We start from the raw sequence: 19,871 nt of genomic DNA, 5'->3' as shown, positions 1-19,871 counted from the left end.
AGTCGGGCGTTGCACGGTGTCACCCCTGTTGTGCGTCGTGGGCGAGGAGCGCGATGTGCACGGACGCGGCCTGTTCGAAGTCGTCGAGGTCCACGCCGAGCCTGGCCTGAATGGCCTCCAGGCGGCGGTAGAGGGCGGGGCGCGAGACGTGGTGGAGCTGGGCGGTGCGGGACTTGTTGCGGCCGGTGGCGAGGTAGGTGCGCAGGACGGGGAGCAGGTCCTCGTCGGGGCCGCGCAGCAGCCCGCCCAGCTCCCGTTCGGCGAAGGACTGCACGTGCGGGTCGTCGCGCAGCAGCCGCACCAGGCCGCGCAGGTGGATGTCCCGCAGGCGGACGACGGGCGGCAGGTCGAGGGCCGCCGCGGAGTCGGTGACGGCGTCGGCGACGTGCTGCGCCTCACGCAGGCCGGCCGGTACGTCGTCCCAGAGGGTGCGGGCGTCGGCCGCGGCGACCACGGTGCCGGTGGCGCCGGGTTCCGTGCGCAGCCGGGCCGCGAAGTGCTCGGTCAGTGCCCTGGCGTCCTGGTCCCGGGCGAGGCTGAGCAGTACGGCGGTCGTGTCGTCGGTGAGCCGGGCGGCGAGGCCCGGCAGGCCCAGCAGCCGCAGCACGCGGTCGAGGCGGGCCGGGTCCCCGTCGCGGACGGCCAGCGGGACGAAGACGCGCCGGTTGACCGGCAGTCCGGCCGCCCGTGCCCGCGGCAGCAGTTGCCGCGCCGGTACGGCCCCGCCGGCCAGGTCGGTGAGCAGGCTCCGTGCGGACTGCTCCTCCCAGGAGGGCGTCGCGGGGCCGCCGAGCATGCGGTGCAGGACGAGGGCCTCGGCGGCGCGGTCGGCGAGCAGCCGTCCGGCGGCCCGGTCGCCGCGGTGGCCGCACAGCACCAGCCGCCCCCAGCGCTCCCCGCGGCAGGTCAGCTCGGCGCGGATCCAGCCGTCGGCGGCGCCGGCACCGGCCTGCCGGGCGATGCGCTCCCAGTCGCGCAGCACGTCGTCGACGGCCGCCCGCTCCCCCGACGTGGCGAGGACGCGGTGCGCGAGGTTGGTGACGACGACCGGGCAGCCGGCGTGCCGGGCCACCTCGTCGAGCAGACGCTGCACGGGGGCGCCCGCGGTGATCAGGCCGGTCAGTTCGGTGCGTACGGCCTCGGAGAGGCTGACGGCGGCGTACTTGCGGCGCAGCAGCCGGGACTGGACCTCCTCGGTCAGTTCGGCGAAGGGGAAGGGACGGTGCAGGACGACCATGGGCAGCCCGCACCGCTCGGCCGTCCGGCGCATCACGTCCGGCGGCGCGGGGAAGGCGCGGCCGAGCCCGAGGACGACGGCCGCGGCCTCCGCGCGGTGCAGGGAGCGGATGTACTCGCTCTGCCGGTCCTCGTCCCCGGCGAGCAGCACCCCGGTGGTGAGGACCATCTCGCCGCCGCTGAGCATCACGCCGACGTCGGCGGCCTCGGCGACGTGCACCCAGCGCACCGGCCGGTCGAGCAGGCCGGCGCCGGCCACCACCTCGGGCTGCCCGGCGAGCACCCGCTCCAGGGCGAGGACCTGACGGACCGACAGGGCGGGTTCCCAGGACTCCCGGGTGGTGGTCATGGCGGCGGTTCCTCCGCTCGGTGCACGGCTCAGCGCACGGACGTCACAGGCTCCGCAGGGCGCGTTCGAGGATCGCGGCACCCTCCTCGGCCTCCGCGACGGTGAGGGACATCGGCGGGGCGATGCGCAGGGCGCTGGTGTCGTGGCCGCCGCCCTTGCCGATGAGCAGGCCGCCCGCGCGGGCCTCCTCCAGCACGGCGGAGGCGGCCCGGGGGTCGGCCTCGTCGGTGCCGGGCCGGGTCAGCTCGATGCCGAGCATCAAGCCGCGTCCGCGCACCTCCCGGACGTGCGGCACCTGGGCGGCGACGCCTCGCAGCCGTTCCAGGAGCAGTCCGCCGACGCGCCGGGCGTTGCCCTGGAGGTCGTGTTCCAGCAGGTAGGTGAGGTTGGCGAGGCCGGCCGCCATGGTGACCTGGGTGCCGCCGAAGGTGGAGATGCTGTTGGCGTCCAGGCAGTTCATGATCTCGGCGCGGGCGATGACGCCGCCGATCGACATGCCGTTGCCGATGCCCTTGGCGAAGGTCACGATGTCGGGCGGGCCGCTGCGTCCGTGGGCCTGCCAGCCCCAGAAGTGCTCTCCGGTGCGACCCCAGCCGGTCTGCACCTCGTCGGCGATCCACAGGATGCCCCGCTCGTGCAGCACCTCACGGAAGGCGGCGTACAGGCCGTCCGGCGGGGAGGTGAAGCCGCCGACGCCCTGCACGGGTTCGGCGATCAGCGCGGCGGGCGGGCGGGTGTGGCCGAGGAGGTCCTTCAGGTCGGCGACGCAGGCGTCGATGAAGTCGCGGTCGTCCAGGTGGGCGTAGGGCCCGCGGGTGCGCACGCCGCCGTGCACGTACAGCGTCTGGAGCGGGGACAGCGAGGTCGGGGACCAGCCGCGGTTGCCGGTGATACCGACGGCGCTGAAGGAACGGCCGTGGTAGCTGTTGCGCATCGCCAGGATCGTGTTGCTGCGCCGGTACGTGGTGGCGAGGAGCAGGGCGGTGTCGTTGGCCTCGGTTCCGGAGGTGGTGAAGAAGACGCGCGCGTCGGGGATGCCGGACAGCTGGGCGACGCGCTCGGCGAGTTCGACCATCGGCCGGTTCAGGTAGAGCGTCGAGGAGTGGATGATCCGCCCGGCCTGCTCGCTCACCGCCTTGGTCACCTCGGGCAGGGCGTGCGCGGTCATCGTGGTGAGGATGCCGCCGAAGAAGTCGAGGTACTTGTTGCCCAAGGAGTCCCAGACGTGCCGGCCCTCGCCGTGCGTGATCTCCAGCGGGTCCTCGTAGTAGAGCGCGAGCCAGTCGGGCAGCACGGCGCGGTGACGGGCGAACAGGTCCTTGGTCACGGCTGCACCAGCCCTTCGTAGGCGTCGGGGCGGCGGTCGCGGTAGAAGGCCCACTGCTGCCGCACCTGCTCGATGAGGTCGAAGTCCAGGTCGCGGACGACGAGTTCCTCCTTGGTGTCGCTGGCGACGTCGCCGACGAACTGGCCGCGCGGGTCGACGAAGTACGACGTCCCGTAGAAGTCGTTGTCGCCGTACTCCTCCTGCCCGACCCGGTTGATCGCGGCGACGAAGTACTCGTTGGCGACGGCCGCCGCGGGCTGCTCCAGCCGCCACAGGTGGGCGGACAGGCCCCGGTGGGTGGCGGAGGGGTTGTAGACCAGCTGGGCGCCGCCGAGGCCGAGCTGCCGCCAGCCCTCCGGGAAGTGCCGGTCGTAGCAGATGTAGACGCCGACCTTGCCGACGGCCGTGTCGAAGACGGGCCAGCCGAGGTTGCCGGGCCGGAAGTAGAACTTCTCCCAGAAGCCCTTGACCTGCGGGATGTGGTGCTTGCGGTAGGTGCCGAGGACGGTGCCGTCGGCGTCGATCACGGCCGCGGTGTTGTAGTAGAAGCCGGACTGCTCGACCTCGAAGACCGGGACGACGATCACCATGCCGGTCTCGCGCGCGAGTGCCTGCATGCGGCGGGTGGTCGGCCCGTCGGGCACGGGCTCGGCCCAGCGGTAGTGCTCGGGGTCCTGGACCTGGCAGAAGTAGGGGGCGTTGAAGACTTCCTGGAAGCCGATGACCCGGGCGCCCTGCCGGGCCGCCTCGCGGGCGTGCTCCTCGTGTTTCGCCACCATGGACTCGGTGTCGCCGGTCCAGGTGGCCTGGACCAGAGCGGCACGTACGACGTTGGCCATGAGCTGCTCCTTCGACACGACGTCAGAGCCTCTACGCCCGTAGAGCAGGCCGTAGAGGGACGAACGTAAGCCTCTCGGACGGGCTTGCCAAGACCATCGTCGCCAAGCCGGGGTGTCGATCGCGATTCGCACTCCTGCGGGTGAGTGGTGGGGCTTACGAGGCTGGTGCGGCGCCCTCAGCCGGCCAGTCCGGCGACGCGCAGGGCGTGGACGAGATCCCAGTGGCGTTCCTCGGAGACCGCTCGTGCCGCGTCCAGCAGCAGCGGTACGAGCACGGCCGGGGCGGGCTCGGCGACGCGGGCGGCCTGCTGCGGGGTGCGGGCGCGGACGCAGGCGTCGAGGAGCGCGCGGGCCTCGCGGTGACGGCCCTCGGCGGTGAGTCCGAGTAGGCAGTGTCCGATCTCCGCGGCTGGCCGTACGACGCCCTGCCGCAGGACCTGCTCCCCGTCGGCCGCGCGCCCGGCGGCGGTCAGCGCGTCGGCGGCGGCGACCAGCCGGGCGGCGGGCAGCGAGGCGGCCTCCCACAGCAGTGTCGTCCGGTCGGCGCCGAGCCCGGCGCGGTCCAGCCGCTCGGCGAGCAGGGGGAAGCGGACGGCGGGCCCGTGCGCGGCCTCGGCCAGCAGCGCGTGCGCCTCCCCGCTGCGCCCCTCGGCGCGCAGCCGCGCCAGCGCCTCGACGACCCGGGCGACTGCCGCCCGGTCGTCCTGAGCCGTCGGCACGGTCGGCGTCGGCACGGGTTCGGCGGCCGCGGTGGCCCCGGCGAAACGTGCGCCGCCCGGGGTGCGTGCGGCGGGGGCGGCGACCGGGTCCGGCAGGTGGGCCGGTACTGCGGCGACGGGGGCCCGGTCCTCGTCCGGGAGGCCGGCGAAGCGTGCGCCGCCCCGGCGGCGTCTGGGCTGCTCGGTCTCGGGGTGCGCGGGCTCGGCGGACACGGGAACGGGACTGTCCGGGTCGGCCGCGGATCGGGCCGACCCGCCGTACGCCGGGGGTCCGGCGTCGGCCTCGCCCCTCCCCCGCCGGACCCGTCGGTCCCGTCCGGCGGCGCGGTCCAGTTCCGCCGTCCGGGCCCGGATCTCGGCGCACCGGGCGGTCGCCCGGGCGTGGTCGTCACGGGCCCAGGCCAGGTCGAGGCGGAGGGCGTCGGCCGCCTCGGGCGTCACGGCCTCGGCGAGCAGGCGGCCGAGTTCCGCCTGCCGTTCGGCGGCGTACCGCTGCTCGCGGAGCATCACGTCGAGCCGGTCCCCGAGGGCGTCGCGGGCGCCGGGCAGCGCGTCGTACGCGGTGAGCGCGGCCGCGTGCAGGGCGCGGGCGGCTGCCGTCTCCGTCTCGGCGGCGGCGCCGTACCGCCCGGCGAGATCCTGGAGCAGCGCCTCCACCACGTCCCAGGGCGGCACCTCGCGGCCGTCGAGGCAGGCCCGCATGCCGTCCGGGTCGCGCTGCCGGAACACCGCGCACCAGCCGGTGTCCGGGTCGAGGCGCGCCACCAGTCCCGTCAGGTAGTGCGCGAACTCCCGTACGCGCCCCGGCAGTTCTTCCACGGCCATCGTTCGACTCCCGCCCGCCTGGAGGACTCCGCTCCGGCTGTAGGGAACACCAGCCGTGTTACGGGTCGGCTACGGGGAGTTTTCGGGAGCGGACGTCAGACGCCCACGAGCGCGCACTGTCCCGCCAGTTCGTCCATGGACACCCCCAGGGCGGCGGCCAGCGCGGCCACCGTGAAGAACGCCGGTGTCGGCGCCCGCCCGGTCTCGATCTTGCGCAGGGTCTCGGCGGAGACGCCGGCCTGTGCGGCGACCTCCGTCATGGTGCGGTCGCCGCGGGCCGAGCGGAGCAGCCGCCCGAGCCGCTCGCCGCGTTCGCGTTCTTCCGGGGTCAAAGGAGTGCGCACCATGCCGTCATTCTAATACCGGCCCGCCGCGAAGGACCCAATTCAAATACCGGTATAGTTATTGGCATGGTGGAACTGAAGACCGACACATCGATCGATGCCATGCACGCGGCCGGCCAGGTCGTCGCCCGCGCCCTGACCGCCGCACGGCGGGCCGCGGACGTGGGCGTGTCCCTGCTGGAGCTGGACGCCGTGGCCCGTGAGGTGCTGCGGGAGGCCGGCGCGGCCTCGCCCTTCCTCGGCTACCGGCCCTCCTTCGCGCCGACGCCCTTCCCGGCCGTCATCTGCGCCTCGGTGAACGACGCGATCGTGCACGGCATCCCGGACGGCTACCGGCTCCGCGACGGCGACCTCCTCTCCCTCGACTGCGGGGCGACGCTGGACGGCTGGGCCGGCGACTCGGCGATCAGCTTCGTCGTGGGCACCCCGCGCCCGGCGGACACGGCCCTGATCGACACCGCCGAGCGGGCCCTCGCGGCGGCCGTCGACGCGGCCGTCGTCGGCAACCGCATCGGAGACATCGCGCACGCCGTCGGCTCGGTGTGCCGGGCGGCGGGCTACGGCGTCCCCGACGGCTTCGGCGGCCACGGCATCGGCCGGCGCATGCACGAGGACCCGGAGGTACCCAACGAGGGCCGCCCTGGTCGCGGACTCCCGCTGCGCCCCGGCATGGTCCTCGCCGTCGAACCGATGCTGATCGGCAGCGGGCGGGACGCATGGCACGCCGCCGCGGACGGCTGGACCCTGCGCACCGACGACGGCTCCCGGGCGGCACACGTGGAGCACACGGTGGCGATCACGGAGTCGGGACCACGCGTCCTGACGTCACGAGAAGGCCTGTGAGGCACCGCCGGACGCACCTGCGGACCGCCGTCCCGCGCAGCTGCGGGCAATCGGGCCTCCCCCAGTGCCTGAACGGCCTGGGAGGTACCCCCAGGGCGGCACAGGTGGGCGGTGGGGGTACCTCCCGCTCGAGCGAGAGACCGGGGAGGCCACCCGGCCGGCGCCGGGCCACGCGACCCGCCCCCGCCCGGCCCCCACACCGGCTCCCCGGAGCCGCCCGCCCACCGGACGCCCCCGGACATGCCCAGTGGAACAGAACGTGTCATGTTGGGCATGACCGCGCCCCGACCGGGTTACCCGGCCCCGGCACGTCGATCAGCGATGCAGCGGAGGTCCGTACACGATGAGCAGCGGCTACATGGGCCCGGAGGGCGACCCGTTCGCGGAATTCCTGGCGCGCTTCTTCGGCGGGCCCAGGCCGAGGCAGATCGACATCGGGCGGCTGCTCAGCCAGCCCGCCCGGGAGCTGGTGCGCGGCGCCGCCCAGTACGCCGCCGAGCACGGCAGCCGGGACCTGGACACCGAGCACCTGCTGCGCGCCGCGCTCGCCACCGAACCGACCCGCGGCCTGCTCAGCCGGGCCGGCGCCGATCCCGACGCGCTGGCGTCGCAGATCGACGAGCGGACCGGCCCCGTGCAGCACCCGCCGGGCGAGGTCCCGCCGCCCACGTCGCTCTCCCTCACCCCGGCCGTCAAGCGCGCCCTGCTGGACGCGCACGAGCTGGCCCGCTCCACCGGCACCGGGTACATCGGCCCGGAGCACGTGCTCAGCGCCCTGGCCGCCAACCCGGACTCGGCCGCCGGGCACATCCTGAACGCGGCCCGCTTCGCCCCCTCGGGCCTGCCCACGGAGACGCCGGACGCCGCCAAGACCCGCGCGGAGGGCCCCCGGACCACGAACACGCCGACACTGGACAAGTACGGCCGCGACCTCACCGACCTGGCCCAGCAGGGCCGGATCGACCCCGTGATCGGGCGCGAGGAGGAGATCGAGCAGACCGTCGAGGTGCTCTCCCGCCGCGGCAAGAACAACCCGGTGCTGATCGGTGACGCGGGCGTCGGCAAGACCGCCATCGTGGAGGGGCTCGCCCAGCGCATCACCGACGGTGACGTGCCCGACGTGCTCATCGGGCGCCGGGTGGTCTCGCTGGACCTGACGGGCGTGGTCGCGGGCACCCGCTACCGGGGCGACTTCGAGGAGCGGCTGAACAACATCGTGGGCGAGATCCGCGCCCACTCGGAACAGCTGATCATCTTCATCGACGAGCTGCACACGGTCGTCGGCGCCGGTGGCGGCGGCGAGAGCGGCTCGATGGACGCCGGCAACATCCTCAAGCCGGCCCTGGCCCGCGGCGAACTGCACATCGTGGGCGCCACCACCCTGGAGGAGTACCGCCGGATCGAGAAGGACGCGGCCCTCGCCCGCCGCTTCCAGCCGATCCTGGTCCCCGAGCCCACCACCGCGGACGCCATCGAGATCCTGCGCGGACTGCGCGACCGCTACGAGGCCCACCACCAGGTCCGCTACACCGACGAGGCACTGGTCGCGGCCGTGGAGATGTCCGACCGCTACCTCACCGACCGGCGCCTGCCGGACAAGGCGATCGACCTCATCGACCAGGCCGGTGCCCGGGTGCGGCTGCGGGCGCGCACCAAGGGCACGGACGTACGGGCCATGGAGCGCGAGGTCGACCAGCTGATCCGGGACAAGGACCAGGCCGTCGCGGACGAGCAGTACGAGCAGGCGATGCAGCTGCGCGACCGGATCACCGAGCTGAAGCAGCGGATCACCGAGGCGGACGGCGGCGGGGAGGCCGACGAGGGCCTGAACCTGGTGGTCGGCACGGAGTCCATCGCCGAGGTGGTGTCCCGGCAGACCGGCATCCCGGTCAGCAGCCTCACCCAGGAGGAGAAGGACCGCCTGCTGGGCCTGGAGTCGCACCTGCACGAGCGGGTGGTCGGCCAGGACGAGGCCGTACGGGTCGTCTCCGACGCCGTACTGCGCTCCCGCGCCGGACTCGCCAGCCCCGACCGGCCCATCGGGTCCTTCCTCTTCCTCGGCCCGACCGGCGTCGGCAAGACCGAGTTGGCCCGGGCCCTGGCGGAGGCCCTGTTCGGCAGCGAGGACCGCATGGTGCGCCTCGACATGAGCGAGTACCAGGAACGGCACACCGTCAGCCGCCTGGTCGGCGCCCCGCCCGGCTACGTCGGGCACGAGGAGGCCGGCCAGCTCACCGAGGTGGTGCGCCGGCACCCGTACTCGCTGCTGCTGCTGGACGAGGTGGAGAAGGCGCACCCGGACGTCTTCAACATCCTGCTCCAGGTCCTGGACGACGGCCGCCTGACCGACTCGCAGGGCCGGACGGTGGACTTCACGAACACGGTCGTCGTCATGACCAGCAACCTGGGCTCCGACGTGATCACCCGGCGCGGTGCCGGCATCGGCTTCGGGGCAGGTGGTTCCGAGGCGGACGAGGAGGCCCGGCGCGAGCAGGTGCTGCGTCCGCTGCGCGAGCACTTCCGGCCGGAGTTCCTGAACCGCATCGACGAGATCGTCGTCTTCCGCCAGCTCAGTGGCGAACAGCTGCGGCAGATCACCAGCCTGCTGCTGGATCAGACCCGGCGCATGGTGCGGGCGCAGGACATCACCGTCGACTTCACCGACGCGGCCGTGGACTGGATCGCCGAGCGCGGCTACCAGCCCGAGTACGGTGCCCGGCCGCTGCGCCGGACCATCCAGCGCGAGGTGGACAACCAGCTCTCCCGGCTGCTGCTCGACGGCCGCATCCACGAGGGCGGCCGGGTCACGGTCGACGTCGAGGACGGGCGGCTGGCGTTCCGCACGCCGGAGCGGCCCGTCCCCGAACTGTGACGCGGGCTACCGCCGCGCGGGCCTGACCACCATGGCCGAGCCGCCGCCGCGCCGTTCCTTCTCGGCGGCGGCCAGCCACCTGCCGTCCGGCAGCCGCTGCACACCGGTCGCCGCGCCGATCTCCGGGTTGCGCTTGAACGAGTGCCCGAGGGCTTCCAGCTCCGCCCGCAACCCGCTGTCGTAGAGGCCGGGTTCGAGCTCGGTCCCGTCGGCGTTGCGCTGACTGGCGCGCGGCGCGGCGATCGCGTCGACCAGCGGGAGGCCGCGGTCGAGGAAGCCGGTCAGGGTCTGGAGCACGGTGGTGATGATGGTCGCACCACCGGGTGAGCCGACCGCCACGACCGGCTTGTGGTGCTGGTCCAGCACGATCGTCGGCGCGATCGACGAGCGCGGCCGCTTGCCGGGGCCGGGCAGGTTCGGGTCGTGGACGGCCGGGTTGGCGGGGGCGAAGGAGAAGTCGGTCAGCTCGTTGTTGAGCAGGAAGCCCCGGCCGGGCACGGTGATGCCGCTGCCGCCGGTCTGCTCGATGGTGAGCGTGTAGGCGACGACGTTGCCCCACCTGTCGGCGACCGTGAGGTGAGTGGTGTTCTCACCCTCGTACGTCGTCGGCGCCGCCGTGCCGCCGCCCGCGCAGGAGCCCGGGTGCCTCGGGTCGCCGGGCGCGAGGGGGCTGGTGAGCACCGCGTCGTCCTTGATCAGGCACTCGCGCGAGTCGGCGTACCGCTGCGACAGCAGCTCCTTCGCCGGTACGTCCTCGAAGGCCGGGTCGCCGACCCAGCGCCCGCGGTCGGCGAAGGCGATACGGCTCGCCTCGATGAAGCGGTGCAGGTAGCGCGCCTTGCTCGCCTTCGACAGGTCGGTGCGCTCGAGGATGTTGAGGGCCTCGCCGACCGTGGTGCCGCCGGAGGAGGAGGGGGCGATGGAGTAGACGTTCAGGCCGCGGTACGTGGTCCTGGTGGGGGCCTGGAGCTTGGCCTGGTAGGCCGCGAGGTCCTTGGCCGACAGGTCGCCCGGGCGGGCGTTCCAGCCGGAGTCCGGGTCGACGGGCGGCTTGTTGACGGTGGCGACGATGTCCTCGCCCAGCTCGCCGTGGTAGATCGCGCCGACGCCCTTGCGGCCCAGCTCCTCGTACGTACGGGCCAGGTCGGGGTTCTTGAAGGTGGAGCCGACGACGGGGAGTTCGCCGCCGGGCAGGAACAGCTCGGCGGTGTCCGGGAAGTAGCGGAACCGCTGTTCGTTGGCGGCGGTCTGGGAGCGGAAGGTGCCGTCGACGGTGAAGCCGTCGCGGGCCAGGCGTTCGGCGGGCTCCAGGACGGAGGCGAGCTTCCGGCTGCCCCACCGGTCCAGGGCCGTCTGCCAGGTCGCGGGCGTGCCGGGGGTGCCGACGGCGAGGCCGCTGGTGACGGCGTCGGCGAAGGCGAGCGGCTTGCCGTTCTCGGTGAACAGGGTCTCGTCCGCGGTCAGCGGCGCGGTCTCGCGGCCGTCGATGGTGCGCACCGTACGGGACTTGGCGTCGTAGTAGACGAAGTACCCGCCGCCGCCGATGCCGGCGGAGTAGGGCTCGGTGACCCCGAGCGCGGCGGCGGTGGCGACGGCCGCGTCGACGGCGTTGCCGCCCTTGCGCAGCACCTCGATGCCGGCGGCGGAGGCGTCCTGGTCGACGCTGGCGACCGCCCCTCCGTAGCCGACGGCGACCGGGGTCTTCGGGGCGGCGGGTCTGTGCTGCGCGGCGGGTGGCGCCGCCGCCCCCACCGACACCACGGCGGCCGAGACCGCCAGGACCGTCAGATTCCGTGCGACAGGGCGACGCATCCGCACCTCCAGTGAAAGGCCGTTCGGGCAGCTTAAATCATCGTCATGGCCGCGTCAGGGGCCCGTCGGACACCGGCGCCCCGACGACCGCTAGCATGCGCGCCCATGACTGACGACGTACGCAACATCGTCCTGGGTGTGATGGCGACGGGCATCAGCGCCGCGCTGGGCTGGCTCGCCCGTACGTATCTCTGGAAGCGGAAACTCCGCCGCAAGCAGGCGTTCTTCGGCCTGCCGGAGAACGCCGAGTCGCTGCTCGTCGTCAACCGGGACCCCGCCGCCTCCGAACCGGCGGTGCACCGCTTCGACGTGTTCGCGCTGCTGGAACTGTCCGCGCTGATCAAGGACTGCGGCGCGCACGTCCAGGTGGTCACGCAGGACGCGGTCCACCAGGGTTTCGGCGAGCGCACGGAGTTCTGCGTGGGCGGCCCCGGGTCGAACCGGCGGATGGTGGCCCACATGGCGGCGATGCTGCCCGGGGTGCGGATCAACGTGGACCCGGAGCCCGGCCCGGACCGGGCCGCGTTCCAGATAGGCGGCGAGCGCTACCGGATGGACCCGGGCGTCACGGAGTACGTCATGCTGGCCCGCCTCACCGCCGGCGACCGGCGCGAGGCCCGCCCGGCCTTCCTGTTCTGCGGCCAGCGCGCGATCACCAACCAGGCCGCCACGCGCTACCTCGCCCGGCACCACGAGCGGCTGGCGCGCAAGCACGGCAAGAATTCCTTCGTGCTGTTGCTGAAGGTGGTCAACTCGCAGGCGTACGGCCCGGACGTCGTCGAGCTCGTCGGCGACGTGACCCGGGCGGCGACGAGCCCGCTGCCGGCCCCGGCACCGGCGACGTCCCGGAACTCGCACCGGGCCTGAGCCCCCGCAGGCCCGGGTACCGCGCCGACGGGGGCCGGCCGCTAACCGGCCACCAGCTTGCGCACGTTCTCCACGCTGCCGCAGTCGGACTCCAGGTACCTCGCACGGGCCTCGTGGAACGCCTTGCCCAGCTCCGCCCGGCGCTCGTCGGCGACGTTCTCGCGGGCGTCGTTGAGCAGGGTCCGCTCTTCCTCGTCCGCGTGGTGATTGACCGCCGTGACCAGCTCCTCGAGCTTGTCCTCCCACTCCTGCGAAGCGGTGTCCTCCACCTCCAGCAGCGCGAGCAGCGCCTCGTTGCCCTCCTCGTGCTCGTGCACGCTGTGGTCGACGTCGTCGTCGTCCACGTTCTTGTAGCGCCGCAGGGCCGGGTAGACCTTGTCCTCCTCGGCCGAGGCGTGGGCGATCAGGAGGTTCGCGAATTCCGCGAGAGCGGCGGCACGGTCGGCTTCCGCGTTGCGCATGGTGCGGAAAAGGTCTTCCATGCGGCGGTGGTCGTGAAGGATGAGTTCGACGACGTCGTGGGACGGCACAGTGACTCCTCAGCTGTGAGCGGTGGGCGTTCCGGTCTCGCGATTACCCCCGTTCTCGCAGGTGAGACCTTGCTGTTTGCGCCGCCGCTCCTCGCCGCCTCGGCTTTCAGGGCGTGTCGAGGCCGTGCACGGTGGTCAGGTCGGCGAGCCCCGAGATGCTCAGGACCGGGGCCAGCAGCGGCGTGGCGATGAGTTCGATGCGTTCGGTGTGGGTGAACAGCACGCTCAGACCGGCGCTGTCGAGGTACTCGACGGCCGTGAGGTCGATGACGAGAGGGCCGTCGGTCGTCTCGATGGCCGTGGCCAGGGCGTCGGTGTTGCTCATGTCGATCTCGCCGACGACCGTCAGCAGCGTCGCGCCGTCGGGACGCAGGCTGGGGGTGAGCGTGAGCGGGGTGGTCATCAGGCGATCCTCGTATGCATGTCGACGGTGGTCCCGGCCGCGCCGGAGGTGATGGTGACCTGTTGCATCAGCGCGCGCATCAGGGCCACGCCTCGCCCACGGTGGGCGTTGAGGTCAGGCTGGGGTGTCTTCCACCGGCCGGTGTCGGCGACGGTCAGGCGGAGGTCGTCGACGAGGGCTTCGGCCCGTAGCCGGACCGTGTCTCCGGGAGCGTCGCGGTGCCCGTGCTCGATGGCGTTGGCACAGGCTTCTCCCGCGGCCACCAGGACGTTCTGGACGGTGTGCGGGGGCAGTTCGCACTGGTCGAGCCAGCTGCGCAGGGCCTTGCGGACCGGTGCGAGCTGGGACGACTCCGCCGGGAAGGCCACGTCCAGCGGCGCCGGGTGCCGGTACAGCAGGAGGGCCACGTCGTCGTCGTAGCCGTCGGTGGGTGCGAGGCGCGTCATGACCTGGGTGGCGAGGTCGTCGACGGTGGCGTTGCGGCCGGCCTGGACGGCCTCGCTGGCCTGGTCGATGCCGGCGGTCAGCGGGCGGCGCCGGCGTTCCACGAGGCCGTCGGTGTACAGCAGGAGGGTGGCGCGCGCGGGCACGGTGCAGGAGCCTTCGGGGCGGTGCCTGCCCGGACGCACGGCCAGGGGGACGGAGCGTCCCTCGTCGAGGAGCGCGGTGGTGCCGTCGGGGTGGGTGAGGATGCCGGGCGGGTGCCCGGCGCTGGAGTAGGTGAGGTGGCCGGTGCCGGGGTCGAGGACGCCGCAGAAGACGGTGGTGCACGTCGCGCCGGGGATGCCGGCGGCGAAGCGGTCGAGAGCCATCAGGGTCTGCGCGGGACTCGCGTCCTGGAGGAGCAGGGCGCGGCAGGCACTGCGCAGTTGGCCCATGACGGTGGCGGCTTCGAGACCGCGTCCCACGCAGTCGCCGACGACGATGCCTATGCGTCCGTCGTGCAGCCTGACGGTGTCGTACCAGTCGCCGCCGACCTCCAGGGGCTGGGTGGCGGGTTCGTAGCGGACGGCGAAGCCGTCGGGCAGGTCGGACGGGCCGAGGATGGCGCGCTGCAGGGCGATGGCCGTCTCGCGCTGCTGGTCGATCTGGTGCGCGCGCGCCAGTCCCTGGGCGAGCTGGCCGGCCAGCAGGGACAGCAGCAGCTGATCCTCACCGTTGAAGGGACGGTGGCCCCCGAGGTCGATCCAGAGCACCATCGTCCCGTCGGGGTGGTTGACGGCGATGCCGGCACCCGTGTCGTCGTCGACCGGGGTGAGCAACGGCTGGTCGAGCCAGGCGGTGAGCCTGTCCCGGCGCTCGACGGGCAGGTCCTGCCAGCGCAGACCGGTGTCGGTCGCGGTCACGGACGGTTCCTGGCCGGGCGCGACGACGGCCGCCAGGACGCACTCGGCCCGCCACAGGTGCTTCAGTTCGTCCAGCACCCCCGCCAGCGCCTCCGGCGCACTGGTGGCCTGGGTGAGCCGCATGCTGAGGGCGGCCTGGGCGCTCTTGCGCTGGATCGCGTAGTGCTCGGCGGTGACGTCCCGGAAGGTGCCGACCGTGACCCGGCGGCCGGTGTCCGGATCGTGGGCCTGGTTGAAGGTGGCCGTCACCCACAGCCGGTGACCGTCGCGATGGCTGACCGGAATGGTGTACGAGCCCTTGGGATTGCCCAACAGCTGTGCGAAGGCGTCGTGGACCTGCTGGTGTGCCTCGGGATCGGTCTCGGCGTCCGGCCACCAGGGATGGACCGGCTGGTAGGGCAGGCCTTCGGGGTCATAACCGAGGATGTCCGTGAAGGCGGTGTTGATCTCGGTGACGGCGCCGTCCTCGTCGCAGACGAAGAAGGCCTCCTGCAGGGAGTCGATCAGGGCGCTGCGCCAGCGGGCCTGGTGGTTGCGCAGCCGCGCCAGCTCGACGTTGGCCCGCACCCGGGCGAGGAGTTCGGCCGCGGCGAACGGTTTGACGAGATAGTCGTCGGCGCCCGCCCGGAGTCCTTCGATGGAAGCCTCCTGCCCGGCCCTGGCCGACAGCAGCAGCACCGGCACGGAGGCGGTCCGAGGGTCGGTGCGCAGCGTCGACACCAGGGCCAGACCGTCGAGACCGGGCATCATGACGTCGCTGATCACCAGGTCCGGAGCGTCCGCCCGGACGGCCTGCAGGGCCGCCAGACCGTCGTCGACGGTGTCGACCCGGTACCCGGCCCCGTGCAGGAGGCGGGTGAGGTACCCGCGCATGTCGGCGTTGTCGTCGGCGATCAGGATCCGCGCCGGCACGGCCGGACCGGAGGCCTGTCCCGGCGATCCGGCCCCGGTCACCGCCGCGGTTGCCGGTTCCTCGGCGTCGGCCGCCCCTTCGGGCAGCCAGCGCAGCGCTTCCACGAGGTAGGAGTCGGCGGCGGACCCCGCCCGGCCGGTGTCGGCCGGTACGAGTGCGGTGGAAGGCAGGTGGGCCGCGCCGAACGGCACGCGGATCGTGAAGCGGGTGCCCTCGCCCTCGGTGCTGTCGGCGGTGATCGTGCCACCGTGCAGGGCGACCAGCTCCTTGACCAGGGCCAGCCCGATGCCACTGCCCTCCGTGGAGCGGGAGCGGGCGGTCTCGATCCGGTGGAACCGCTCGAACAGCCGGGGCATCTCGGCCGCGGGTACGCCGATGCCCGTGTCGGCGACCTCCACGACGGCGTGGGTGCCCTCGCCCCGGACCGTGACGCGGATCGAGCCGTCGAAGGTGAACTTCAGCGCGTTGCTCAGCAGGTTGAGGATCACCTTCTCCCACATGCCGCGGTCGATGTACACCTCGTCCGGCAGCGGTGGGCAGGCGATGTCGAAGGTCAGGCCGGCCTTGTCGACGGCGGAGCGGAACACGCTGGCCAGTTCGGCCGTGACCGCGGCCAGGTCGGCCGGTTCGTAGCGTGCCTGCATCCGGCCGGCCTCGATGCGGGAGAAGTCCAGCAGCGAGTTGACGAGCTTGCCCAGCCGCAGTCCGTTGCGGTGGATCGCGTCCAGTTCCTCACGCACCGGCGCCTCGGCGTCCGCCAGGCGTGCGCGCAGTTCCTCCAGCGGCCCCATGATCAGGGTGAGCGGGGTGCGAAACTCGTGGCTGATGTTGGAGAAGAAGGTGGTCTTGGCCCGGTCCAGCTCGGCCAGCTCCTCCGCCCGCCGCTGCTGCTCCTGGTAGCTGCGCGCGCTGGCGATCCCGGACGAGAGGTGGCCCGCGACCAGTTCGACGAATCCGCGGTAGCCCTCGTCCAGCGCGCGGTACCGGTTCAGACCGGCCACCAGGAGTCCGTACGGCGCGCTGCCCGACTGCAGCAACGGCACCGCGAGCGCCTGCGCGGGCGGCTCCGACCAGCCTCCGGCCGGCAGGCCCGCGAACGGGGCGCCGACGAGTGGCACCAGCGCCGAGTCGCCGCGAGTCACCTCCTCCAGCGGCCAGACGCCGCCGGACGGGGGCAGGATGCCGGGGGCGGCCGGATGTCCGGCGGGTATCCCTGTCGTGCCCGCGAGCACCGCGGAGCCGTCGGGCTGGAACAGGTACGTCAACGTGAACGGCAGATCGTGCGGATTGCGGCCCAGCTGCTGATCGACGAAGGTCAGCATCTCCTGTTCGGTGCGGACCACGCTGAGGTCCGACCCCAGGTCGCGCAGGGTCGCCATCCGCCGCTCACCGAGGACGCGCTCGGTCTCCTCGCTGACCACGCACAGCATGCCGACCACGGCGCCGTCGTCGTCGCGCAACGGGCTGTACGAGAAGGTGTGGTAGCTCTCCTCCGTGTAGCCGGAGCGCTCCAGGAACAGCAGCAGGCCCTGGTCCCAGGTCGCCTGACCCGTGGTCATCACGGTGTCGATCCTGGGGCCGATGTCGTCCCAGATCTCCGCCCACACCTCGCGCGCCGGCCGGCCCAGCGCCCAGGGGTACTTGCGGCCCAACGTGTCGCGCCGGTAAGCCGCGTTGCAGAAGAACGTCAGCTCAGGGCCCCAGGCCATCCACATGGAGAACCGCGACGACAGCAGGATGCTGACCGCCGTCCGCAGACTCTGCGGCCACTGCTCCGGGGGACCCAGCGGGGTCGACGCCCAGTCCACCTCGGCGAGATCCCGGCCGACCTCCGCCTCGGCGGCGAACACGCCTGTACCAGCGGTCACCGCCGGACCGTGCTCACCGTCCTGCGCACGCGTCACCGGACGCCTCCCACTCTTCCCCTGCCCGCTGCGGCACCGTGCACCGAGGTCGCCGCCCGACTTGCCCGCCAACGCCGGCAGCTTCGTAGGATAAGCCAGGCCGCCCGGGAGCCTCACCGGCAGGCGGTGTCACGACGGACGCAAGAGCAGGGAGCGGTAAGGGTGACGACGAGTCCGCTGCGGGTGCCCCTGCCACGGGCGTCCGACGAGCGAAGACGCCTCGACGCGGTCCGGCGCTACCGGATCCTCGACACACCTCCGGACGGTGCGTTCGACAGGATCGCGGGCCTGGCTGCCCGGATCTTCGACGCCCCCATGGCCACGGTGGCCATCGTGGACACCGACCGGGTGTGGCTCAAGGCCGCCCACGGGCTGACGGGTGTCACGGAGATGCGCCGCGATCCCGGCCTCTGCTCCTCCGCCATCCTGCACGGCGAGCCGTACGTGGTCACCGACGCCTCGACGGATGCCCGCACGCGCGCCAACCCTCTCGTCCGGGGCGACATCGGCGTCCGTTTCTACGCCGCCGCGCCGATCACCACGGCCGACGGGCAGCGTCTGGGCACGGTCGACGTCCTCGACACCCGGCCGCGCACGCCGACCGACGCCCAGCTCGACGCCCTGCAGGACCTCGCCGCACTGGTCATGGACGAACTCGAGCTGCGCCTCTCGGCCATCCGCACGGTCGCCGCCGAGCGCGACCGGCGTACCGAGGCCGAACGCCTCGCCCGGACGCTGCAGCGCACCCTGCTCCCCCCGGCCCTGCCGACGGTCCCCGGACTCCAGGCGGCGGCCGCCTACCACACGGCTTCCCCGCACGAAGTCGGCGGCGACTTCTACGACTTGTTCCCGCTCGACGACGGCCGCTGGGCGTTCTTCCTCGGCGACGTGTGCGGCAAGGGTGCCGAGGCGGCCGCGCTGACCTCGCTGACCCGCTACACCCTGCGTGCGGCCGCCATCTACGACCCCGATCCGTGCGCCGCGCTGTCCAACCTCGACAGTGTCCTCAAGGGCGAGTACCAGGGCAGCGATCCCCGCTACTGCACGGCGGTCTTCGGCGTGCTGCAGCCCCTGGCCGACGGCTCGTTCAGCGTCGCTCTCGCGGGCGGCGGACACCCCTCCGCCCTCGCGGTACGCGCCGACGGACGGGTGGAGCCGATCTCCACCGCCGGCGGCCAGCTCGTGGGCATGCTGCCCGACCCGCAGTTCGTCCAGGCCACCACGCGGTTGTCACCGGGCGAGAGCCTGCTGCTCTACACGGACGGCCTCACCGAGGCACGCACCCCGGACGGCACCATGCTCGACGAGAGCGGCCTCACCCGGTACCTGCTCTCCACGTACGCTCACGCCGAGGACCGCTCCGCCGACGGCTTACTGGCGTCCGTCGAGGCACTCCTGCGCCGCCTGGGCGACGGCGTCAGCGACGACACCGCTCTGCTCGCCCTGTCCGTACCCGCACAGCCCGAACCCCCCATTCAGGAGAAACGGTGACCGAGCCCGAACGCCTGCTGACCGTCACCCCCCGAGCCACCCCGGCCGGTCCGTACGTCCTCCAGGTGACCGGCGAGCTGGATCACCACAGCTCCCCCGTGCTGACGGAGGCGGTCCAGCAGGCCCCCTTCGACAGCGCCGGCGTGATCATCGACCTGACCGGACTGACCTATTGCGACTCGACCGGAATCACGGTGCTCATCACCGCCTACCAGCGGTCGCAGGCAACCGGCTCACCGCTCAGCCTCGTCGGCGTCAGGCCGGACCAGATGCGTGTCTTCCAGGTGGTCGGACTCGACCAGGTCTTCACCTTCCACGCCACCGCCCAGGAGGCCGCCTCCGCCCTGCGGAGCTGACCCCGCGGGGCGGCACCGCCGCGATCAACGTCGCCTTCGCCACTGCCGGGCCCGGATCGTCTGCCCGTGCGACACGCGGAGCCTGCCGGAGAACATCGTGGCCGACGCCCGGCGCACGCCCCCGCACCTGGCCGTGGCGGCGTCCGCCCGACCGGCGACCGCGGTGGTACGTCAGTCGTGCGATCTGCTGGAGGTCCACGCCGACCGGGACGGTACGACGGTGTGTCCTGACGTCAGTCTCGTCCGAACGGCAGGCCCCGGGGCTCGCCCAGCGCGATACGCGCGGTCACGCGCTTGCCGGTCTCCTCCTGCTGCACCTCGAGGTCCTGGCTCAACGCCGCGACGATCTCCAGACCGTGCTGGCCGACCCGTCGCGGGTCCGCGGGGCGGCGCTTCGGCAGCGTCGTCTCCCCGTCCCGGACCGTGACGGACAACGTGTCCTCCGCCAGGCCCAACGACAGCCCTATGGGCCCGGAACCGTACTTGACCGCGTTGGTGACCAGTTCGCTCACCACCAGCTGTGCCGTCTCCAGCACGCGTGCCGGCAGCGCCGGTTCACCGTCGCCCTGCGCCTCGGCAAGGAATCGGAGTGCGAAGTTCCGCGCGTCGGCGACGCGGAAGGCATGCCGCTCGAAGGTCACGGAGGACATCCGCGAACCGCTGCCGGCAGGTACCTGCCGGAACCGTGAACCGTTCAGCTCGAACTCACCATCCCGCACAACCGTCGCGTGACTCCCCCGTGGAGCACAGAAGGCCGACCCACTCCCGTGTCGCAGAACCGACAGGACTGTCACTGGGTGCTGAGCATGCCTTCGCGCAGCCGGCCCAGCAGGCGCGAGATCAGCCGGGACACGTGCATCTGGGAGACGCCGAGGCGTTCGCCGATCTCCTTCTG

16 protein-coding genes are annotated in these 19,871 nt (G+C 72.9%); 5 read left to right on the top strand and 11 right to left on the bottom strand.

Annotated elements, in window-relative coordinates; translation table 11 throughout:
• Nucleotides 1-19: 19 nt before the first annotated feature.
• The 5 genes from IEZ05_RS23700 to IEZ05_RS23680 all read right to left on the bottom strand — a co-directional run bounded on the left by IEZ05_RS23700 (nt 20) and on the right by IEZ05_RS23680 (nt 5,642).
• On the bottom strand, nt 20-1,585 hold the full coding sequence (locus tag IEZ05_RS23700) for a PucR family transcriptional regulator (protein WP_189232249.1): 1,566 nt from the start codon (nt 1,583-1,585) through the stop codon (nt 20-22).
• Nucleotides 1,586-1,628: 43 nt separating this feature from the next.
• Nucleotides 1,629-2,912: an aspartate aminotransferase family protein gene (locus tag IEZ05_RS23695; RefSeq protein ID WP_189232248.1), complete on the bottom strand. Its 1,284-nt coding sequence runs from the start codon at nt 2,910-2,912 to the stop codon at nt 1,629-1,631.
• Nucleotides 2,909-3,751: a nitrilase-related carbon-nitrogen hydrolase gene (locus IEZ05_RS23690; protein ID WP_189232247.1), complete on the bottom strand. Its 843-nt coding sequence runs from the start codon at nt 3,749-3,751 to the stop codon at nt 2,909-2,911. Before IEZ05_RS23690 ends, IEZ05_RS23695 begins: the two co-directional genes overlap by 4 nt.
• 176 nt (nt 3,752-3,927) lie before the next feature.
• The gene (locus tag IEZ05_RS23685; protein WP_189232246.1) at nt 3,928-5,295 is read right to left on the bottom strand and encodes a hypothetical protein; all 1,368 of its coding nucleotides are present in this window, start codon (nt 5,293-5,295) and stop codon (nt 3,928-3,930) included.
• A gap of 95 nt (nt 5,296-5,390) precedes the next feature.
• Nucleotides 5,391-5,642, bottom strand: coding sequence for a helix-turn-helix domain-containing protein (locus IEZ05_RS23680; protein WP_189232245.1), 252 nt, complete (start codon nt 5,640-5,642; stop codon nt 5,391-5,393).
• 63 nt (nt 5,643-5,705) lie between these two features.
• Between IEZ05_RS23680 and map the strand changes: the two genes are divergently transcribed.
• Both map and IEZ05_RS23670 read left to right on the top strand, forming a co-directional pair.
• Nucleotides 5,706-6,482, top strand: a complete 777-nt coding sequence (map, locus tag IEZ05_RS23675) for a type I methionyl aminopeptidase (protein WP_189232244.1) — start codon at nt 5,706-5,708, stop codon at nt 6,480-6,482.
• Nucleotides 6,483-6,825: 343 nt separating this feature from the next.
• Nucleotides 6,826-9,354: an ATP-dependent Clp protease ATP-binding subunit gene (locus IEZ05_RS23670; protein WP_189232243.1), complete on the top strand. Its 2,529-nt coding sequence runs from the start codon at nt 6,826-6,828 to the stop codon at nt 9,352-9,354.
• A 6-nt stretch (nt 9,355-9,360) separates the two neighbouring features.
• Here IEZ05_RS23670 and ggt read toward each other — a convergent pair whose 3' ends face one another.
• The gene (gene ggt / locus IEZ05_RS23665) at nt 9,361-11,166 is read right to left on the bottom strand and encodes a gamma-glutamyltransferase (RefSeq protein WP_189232242.1); all 1,806 of its coding nucleotides are present in this window, start codon (nt 11,164-11,166) and stop codon (nt 9,361-9,363) included.
• Between the two features lie 105 nt (nt 11,167-11,271).
• On the opposite strand from ggt, the gene IEZ05_RS23660 reads away from it, so the two are divergent.
• On the top strand, nt 11,272-12,033 hold the full coding sequence (locus IEZ05_RS23660) for a hypothetical protein (RefSeq protein WP_189232241.1): 762 nt from the start codon (nt 11,272-11,274) through the stop codon (nt 12,031-12,033).
• A gap of 41 nt (nt 12,034-12,074) precedes the next feature.
• On the opposite strand, the gene IEZ05_RS23655 is transcribed toward IEZ05_RS23660, so the two are convergent.
• The 3 genes from IEZ05_RS23655 to IEZ05_RS23645 all read right to left on the bottom strand — a co-directional run bounded on the left by IEZ05_RS23655 (nt 12,075) and on the right by IEZ05_RS23645 (nt 16,940).
• Nucleotides 12,075-12,563 (bottom strand): hemerythrin domain-containing protein, encoded by a 489-nt coding sequence (locus tag IEZ05_RS23655; protein ID WP_189232240.1) that lies wholly within the window; start codon nt 12,561-12,563, stop codon nt 12,075-12,077.
• A gap of 106 nt (nt 12,564-12,669) precedes the next feature.
• Nucleotides 12,670-12,966: an STAS domain-containing protein gene (locus tag IEZ05_RS23650; protein WP_189232239.1), complete on the bottom strand. Its 297-nt coding sequence runs from the start codon at nt 12,964-12,966 to the stop codon at nt 12,670-12,672.
• Entirely contained in the window at nt 12,966-16,940 is a 3,975-nt protein-coding gene (locus IEZ05_RS23645) for a SpoIIE family protein phosphatase (RefSeq protein WP_229869843.1), read from the bottom strand. Before IEZ05_RS23645 ends, IEZ05_RS23650 begins: the two co-directional genes overlap by 1 nt.
• Nucleotides 16,941-17,291: 351 nt before the next feature.
• Between IEZ05_RS23645 and IEZ05_RS23640 the strand changes: the two genes are divergently transcribed.
• Together IEZ05_RS23640 and IEZ05_RS23635 are read left to right on the top strand one after the other, a co-directional pair.
• The gene (locus IEZ05_RS23640; protein WP_229869825.1) at nt 17,292-18,620 is read left to right on the top strand and encodes a PP2C family protein-serine/threonine phosphatase; all 1,329 of its coding nucleotides are present in this window, start codon (nt 17,292-17,294) and stop codon (nt 18,618-18,620) included.
• The gene (locus tag IEZ05_RS23635; RefSeq protein WP_189232237.1) at nt 18,617-18,976 is read left to right on the top strand and encodes an STAS domain-containing protein; all 360 of its coding nucleotides are present in this window, start codon (nt 18,617-18,619) and stop codon (nt 18,974-18,976) included. The genes IEZ05_RS23640 and IEZ05_RS23635 overlap by 4 nt, the downstream gene beginning before the upstream one ends.
• A 233-nt stretch (nt 18,977-19,209) precedes the next feature.
• On the opposite strand, the gene IEZ05_RS23630 is transcribed toward IEZ05_RS23635, so the two are convergent.
• Both IEZ05_RS23630 and IEZ05_RS23625 read right to left on the bottom strand, forming a co-directional pair.
• Nucleotides 19,210-19,626 carry an ATP-binding protein gene (locus IEZ05_RS23630; protein WP_189232236.1) on the bottom strand — a complete coding sequence of 139 codons (417 nt, stop codon included), beginning with the start codon at nt 19,624-19,626 and terminating at the stop codon, nt 19,210-19,212.
• Between the two features lie 140 nt (nt 19,627-19,766).
• Nucleotides 19,767-19,871, bottom strand: a 105-nt coding sequence (locus IEZ05_RS23625; RefSeq protein ID WP_268255232.1) for a sigma factor-like helix-turn-helix DNA-binding protein, incomplete at its 5' end; no start/stop codon positions are given.

This window comes from Streptomyces flaveolus, assembly GCF_014648815.1.
Classification (GTDB): Bacteria; Actinomycetota; Actinomycetes; order Streptomycetales; family Streptomycetaceae; genus Streptomyces; species Streptomyces flaveolus.
The sequence above is the reverse complement of the archived record's forward strand: the minus strand, read 5'-3'. Positions and strand labels throughout refer to the sequence as shown.

What these genes read in the sequence shown, in the direction of transcription:
- IEZ05_RS23700 (WP_189232249.1), bottom strand. Translation starts at nt 1,585, where the DNA reads ATGACCACCACCCGGGAGTCCTGGGAACCCGCCCTGTCGGTCCGTCAG.
- IEZ05_RS23690 (WP_189232247.1), bottom strand. Translation starts at nt 3,751, where the DNA reads ATGGCCAACGTCGTACGTGCCGCTCTGGTCCAGGCCACCTGGACCGGC.
- IEZ05_RS23685 (WP_189232246.1), bottom strand. Translation starts at nt 5,295, where the DNA reads ATGGCCGTGGAAGAACTGCCGGGGCGCGTACGGGAGTTCGCGCACTAC.
- IEZ05_RS23680 (WP_189232245.1), bottom strand. Translation starts at nt 5,642, where the DNA reads ATGGTGCGCACTCCTTTGACCCCGGAAGAACGCGAACGCGGCGAGCGG.
- map (WP_189232244.1), top strand. Translation starts at nt 5,706, where the DNA reads ATGGTGGAACTGAAGACCGACACATCGATCGATGCCATGCACGCGGCC.
- IEZ05_RS23670 (WP_189232243.1), top strand. Translation starts at nt 6,826, where the DNA reads ATGAGCAGCGGCTACATGGGCCCGGAGGGCGACCCGTTCGCGGAATTC.
- ggt (WP_189232242.1), bottom strand. Translation starts at nt 11,166, where the DNA reads ATGCGTCGCCCTGTCGCACGGAATCTGACGGTCCTGGCGGTCTCGGCC.
- IEZ05_RS23660 (WP_189232241.1), top strand. Translation starts at nt 11,272, where the DNA reads ATGACTGACGACGTACGCAACATCGTCCTGGGTGTGATGGCGACGGGC.
- IEZ05_RS23650 (WP_189232239.1), bottom strand. Translation starts at nt 12,966, where the DNA reads ATGACCACCCCGCTCACGCTCACCCCCAGCCTGCGTCCCGACGGCGCG.
- IEZ05_RS23645 (WP_229869843.1), bottom strand. Translation starts at nt 16,940, where the DNA reads ATGTGGATGGCCTGGGGCCCTGAGCTGACGTTCTTCTGCAACGCGGCT.
- IEZ05_RS23630 (WP_189232236.1), bottom strand. Translation starts at nt 19,626, where the DNA reads ATGTCCTCCGTGACCTTCGAGCGGCATGCCTTCCGCGTCGCCGACGCG.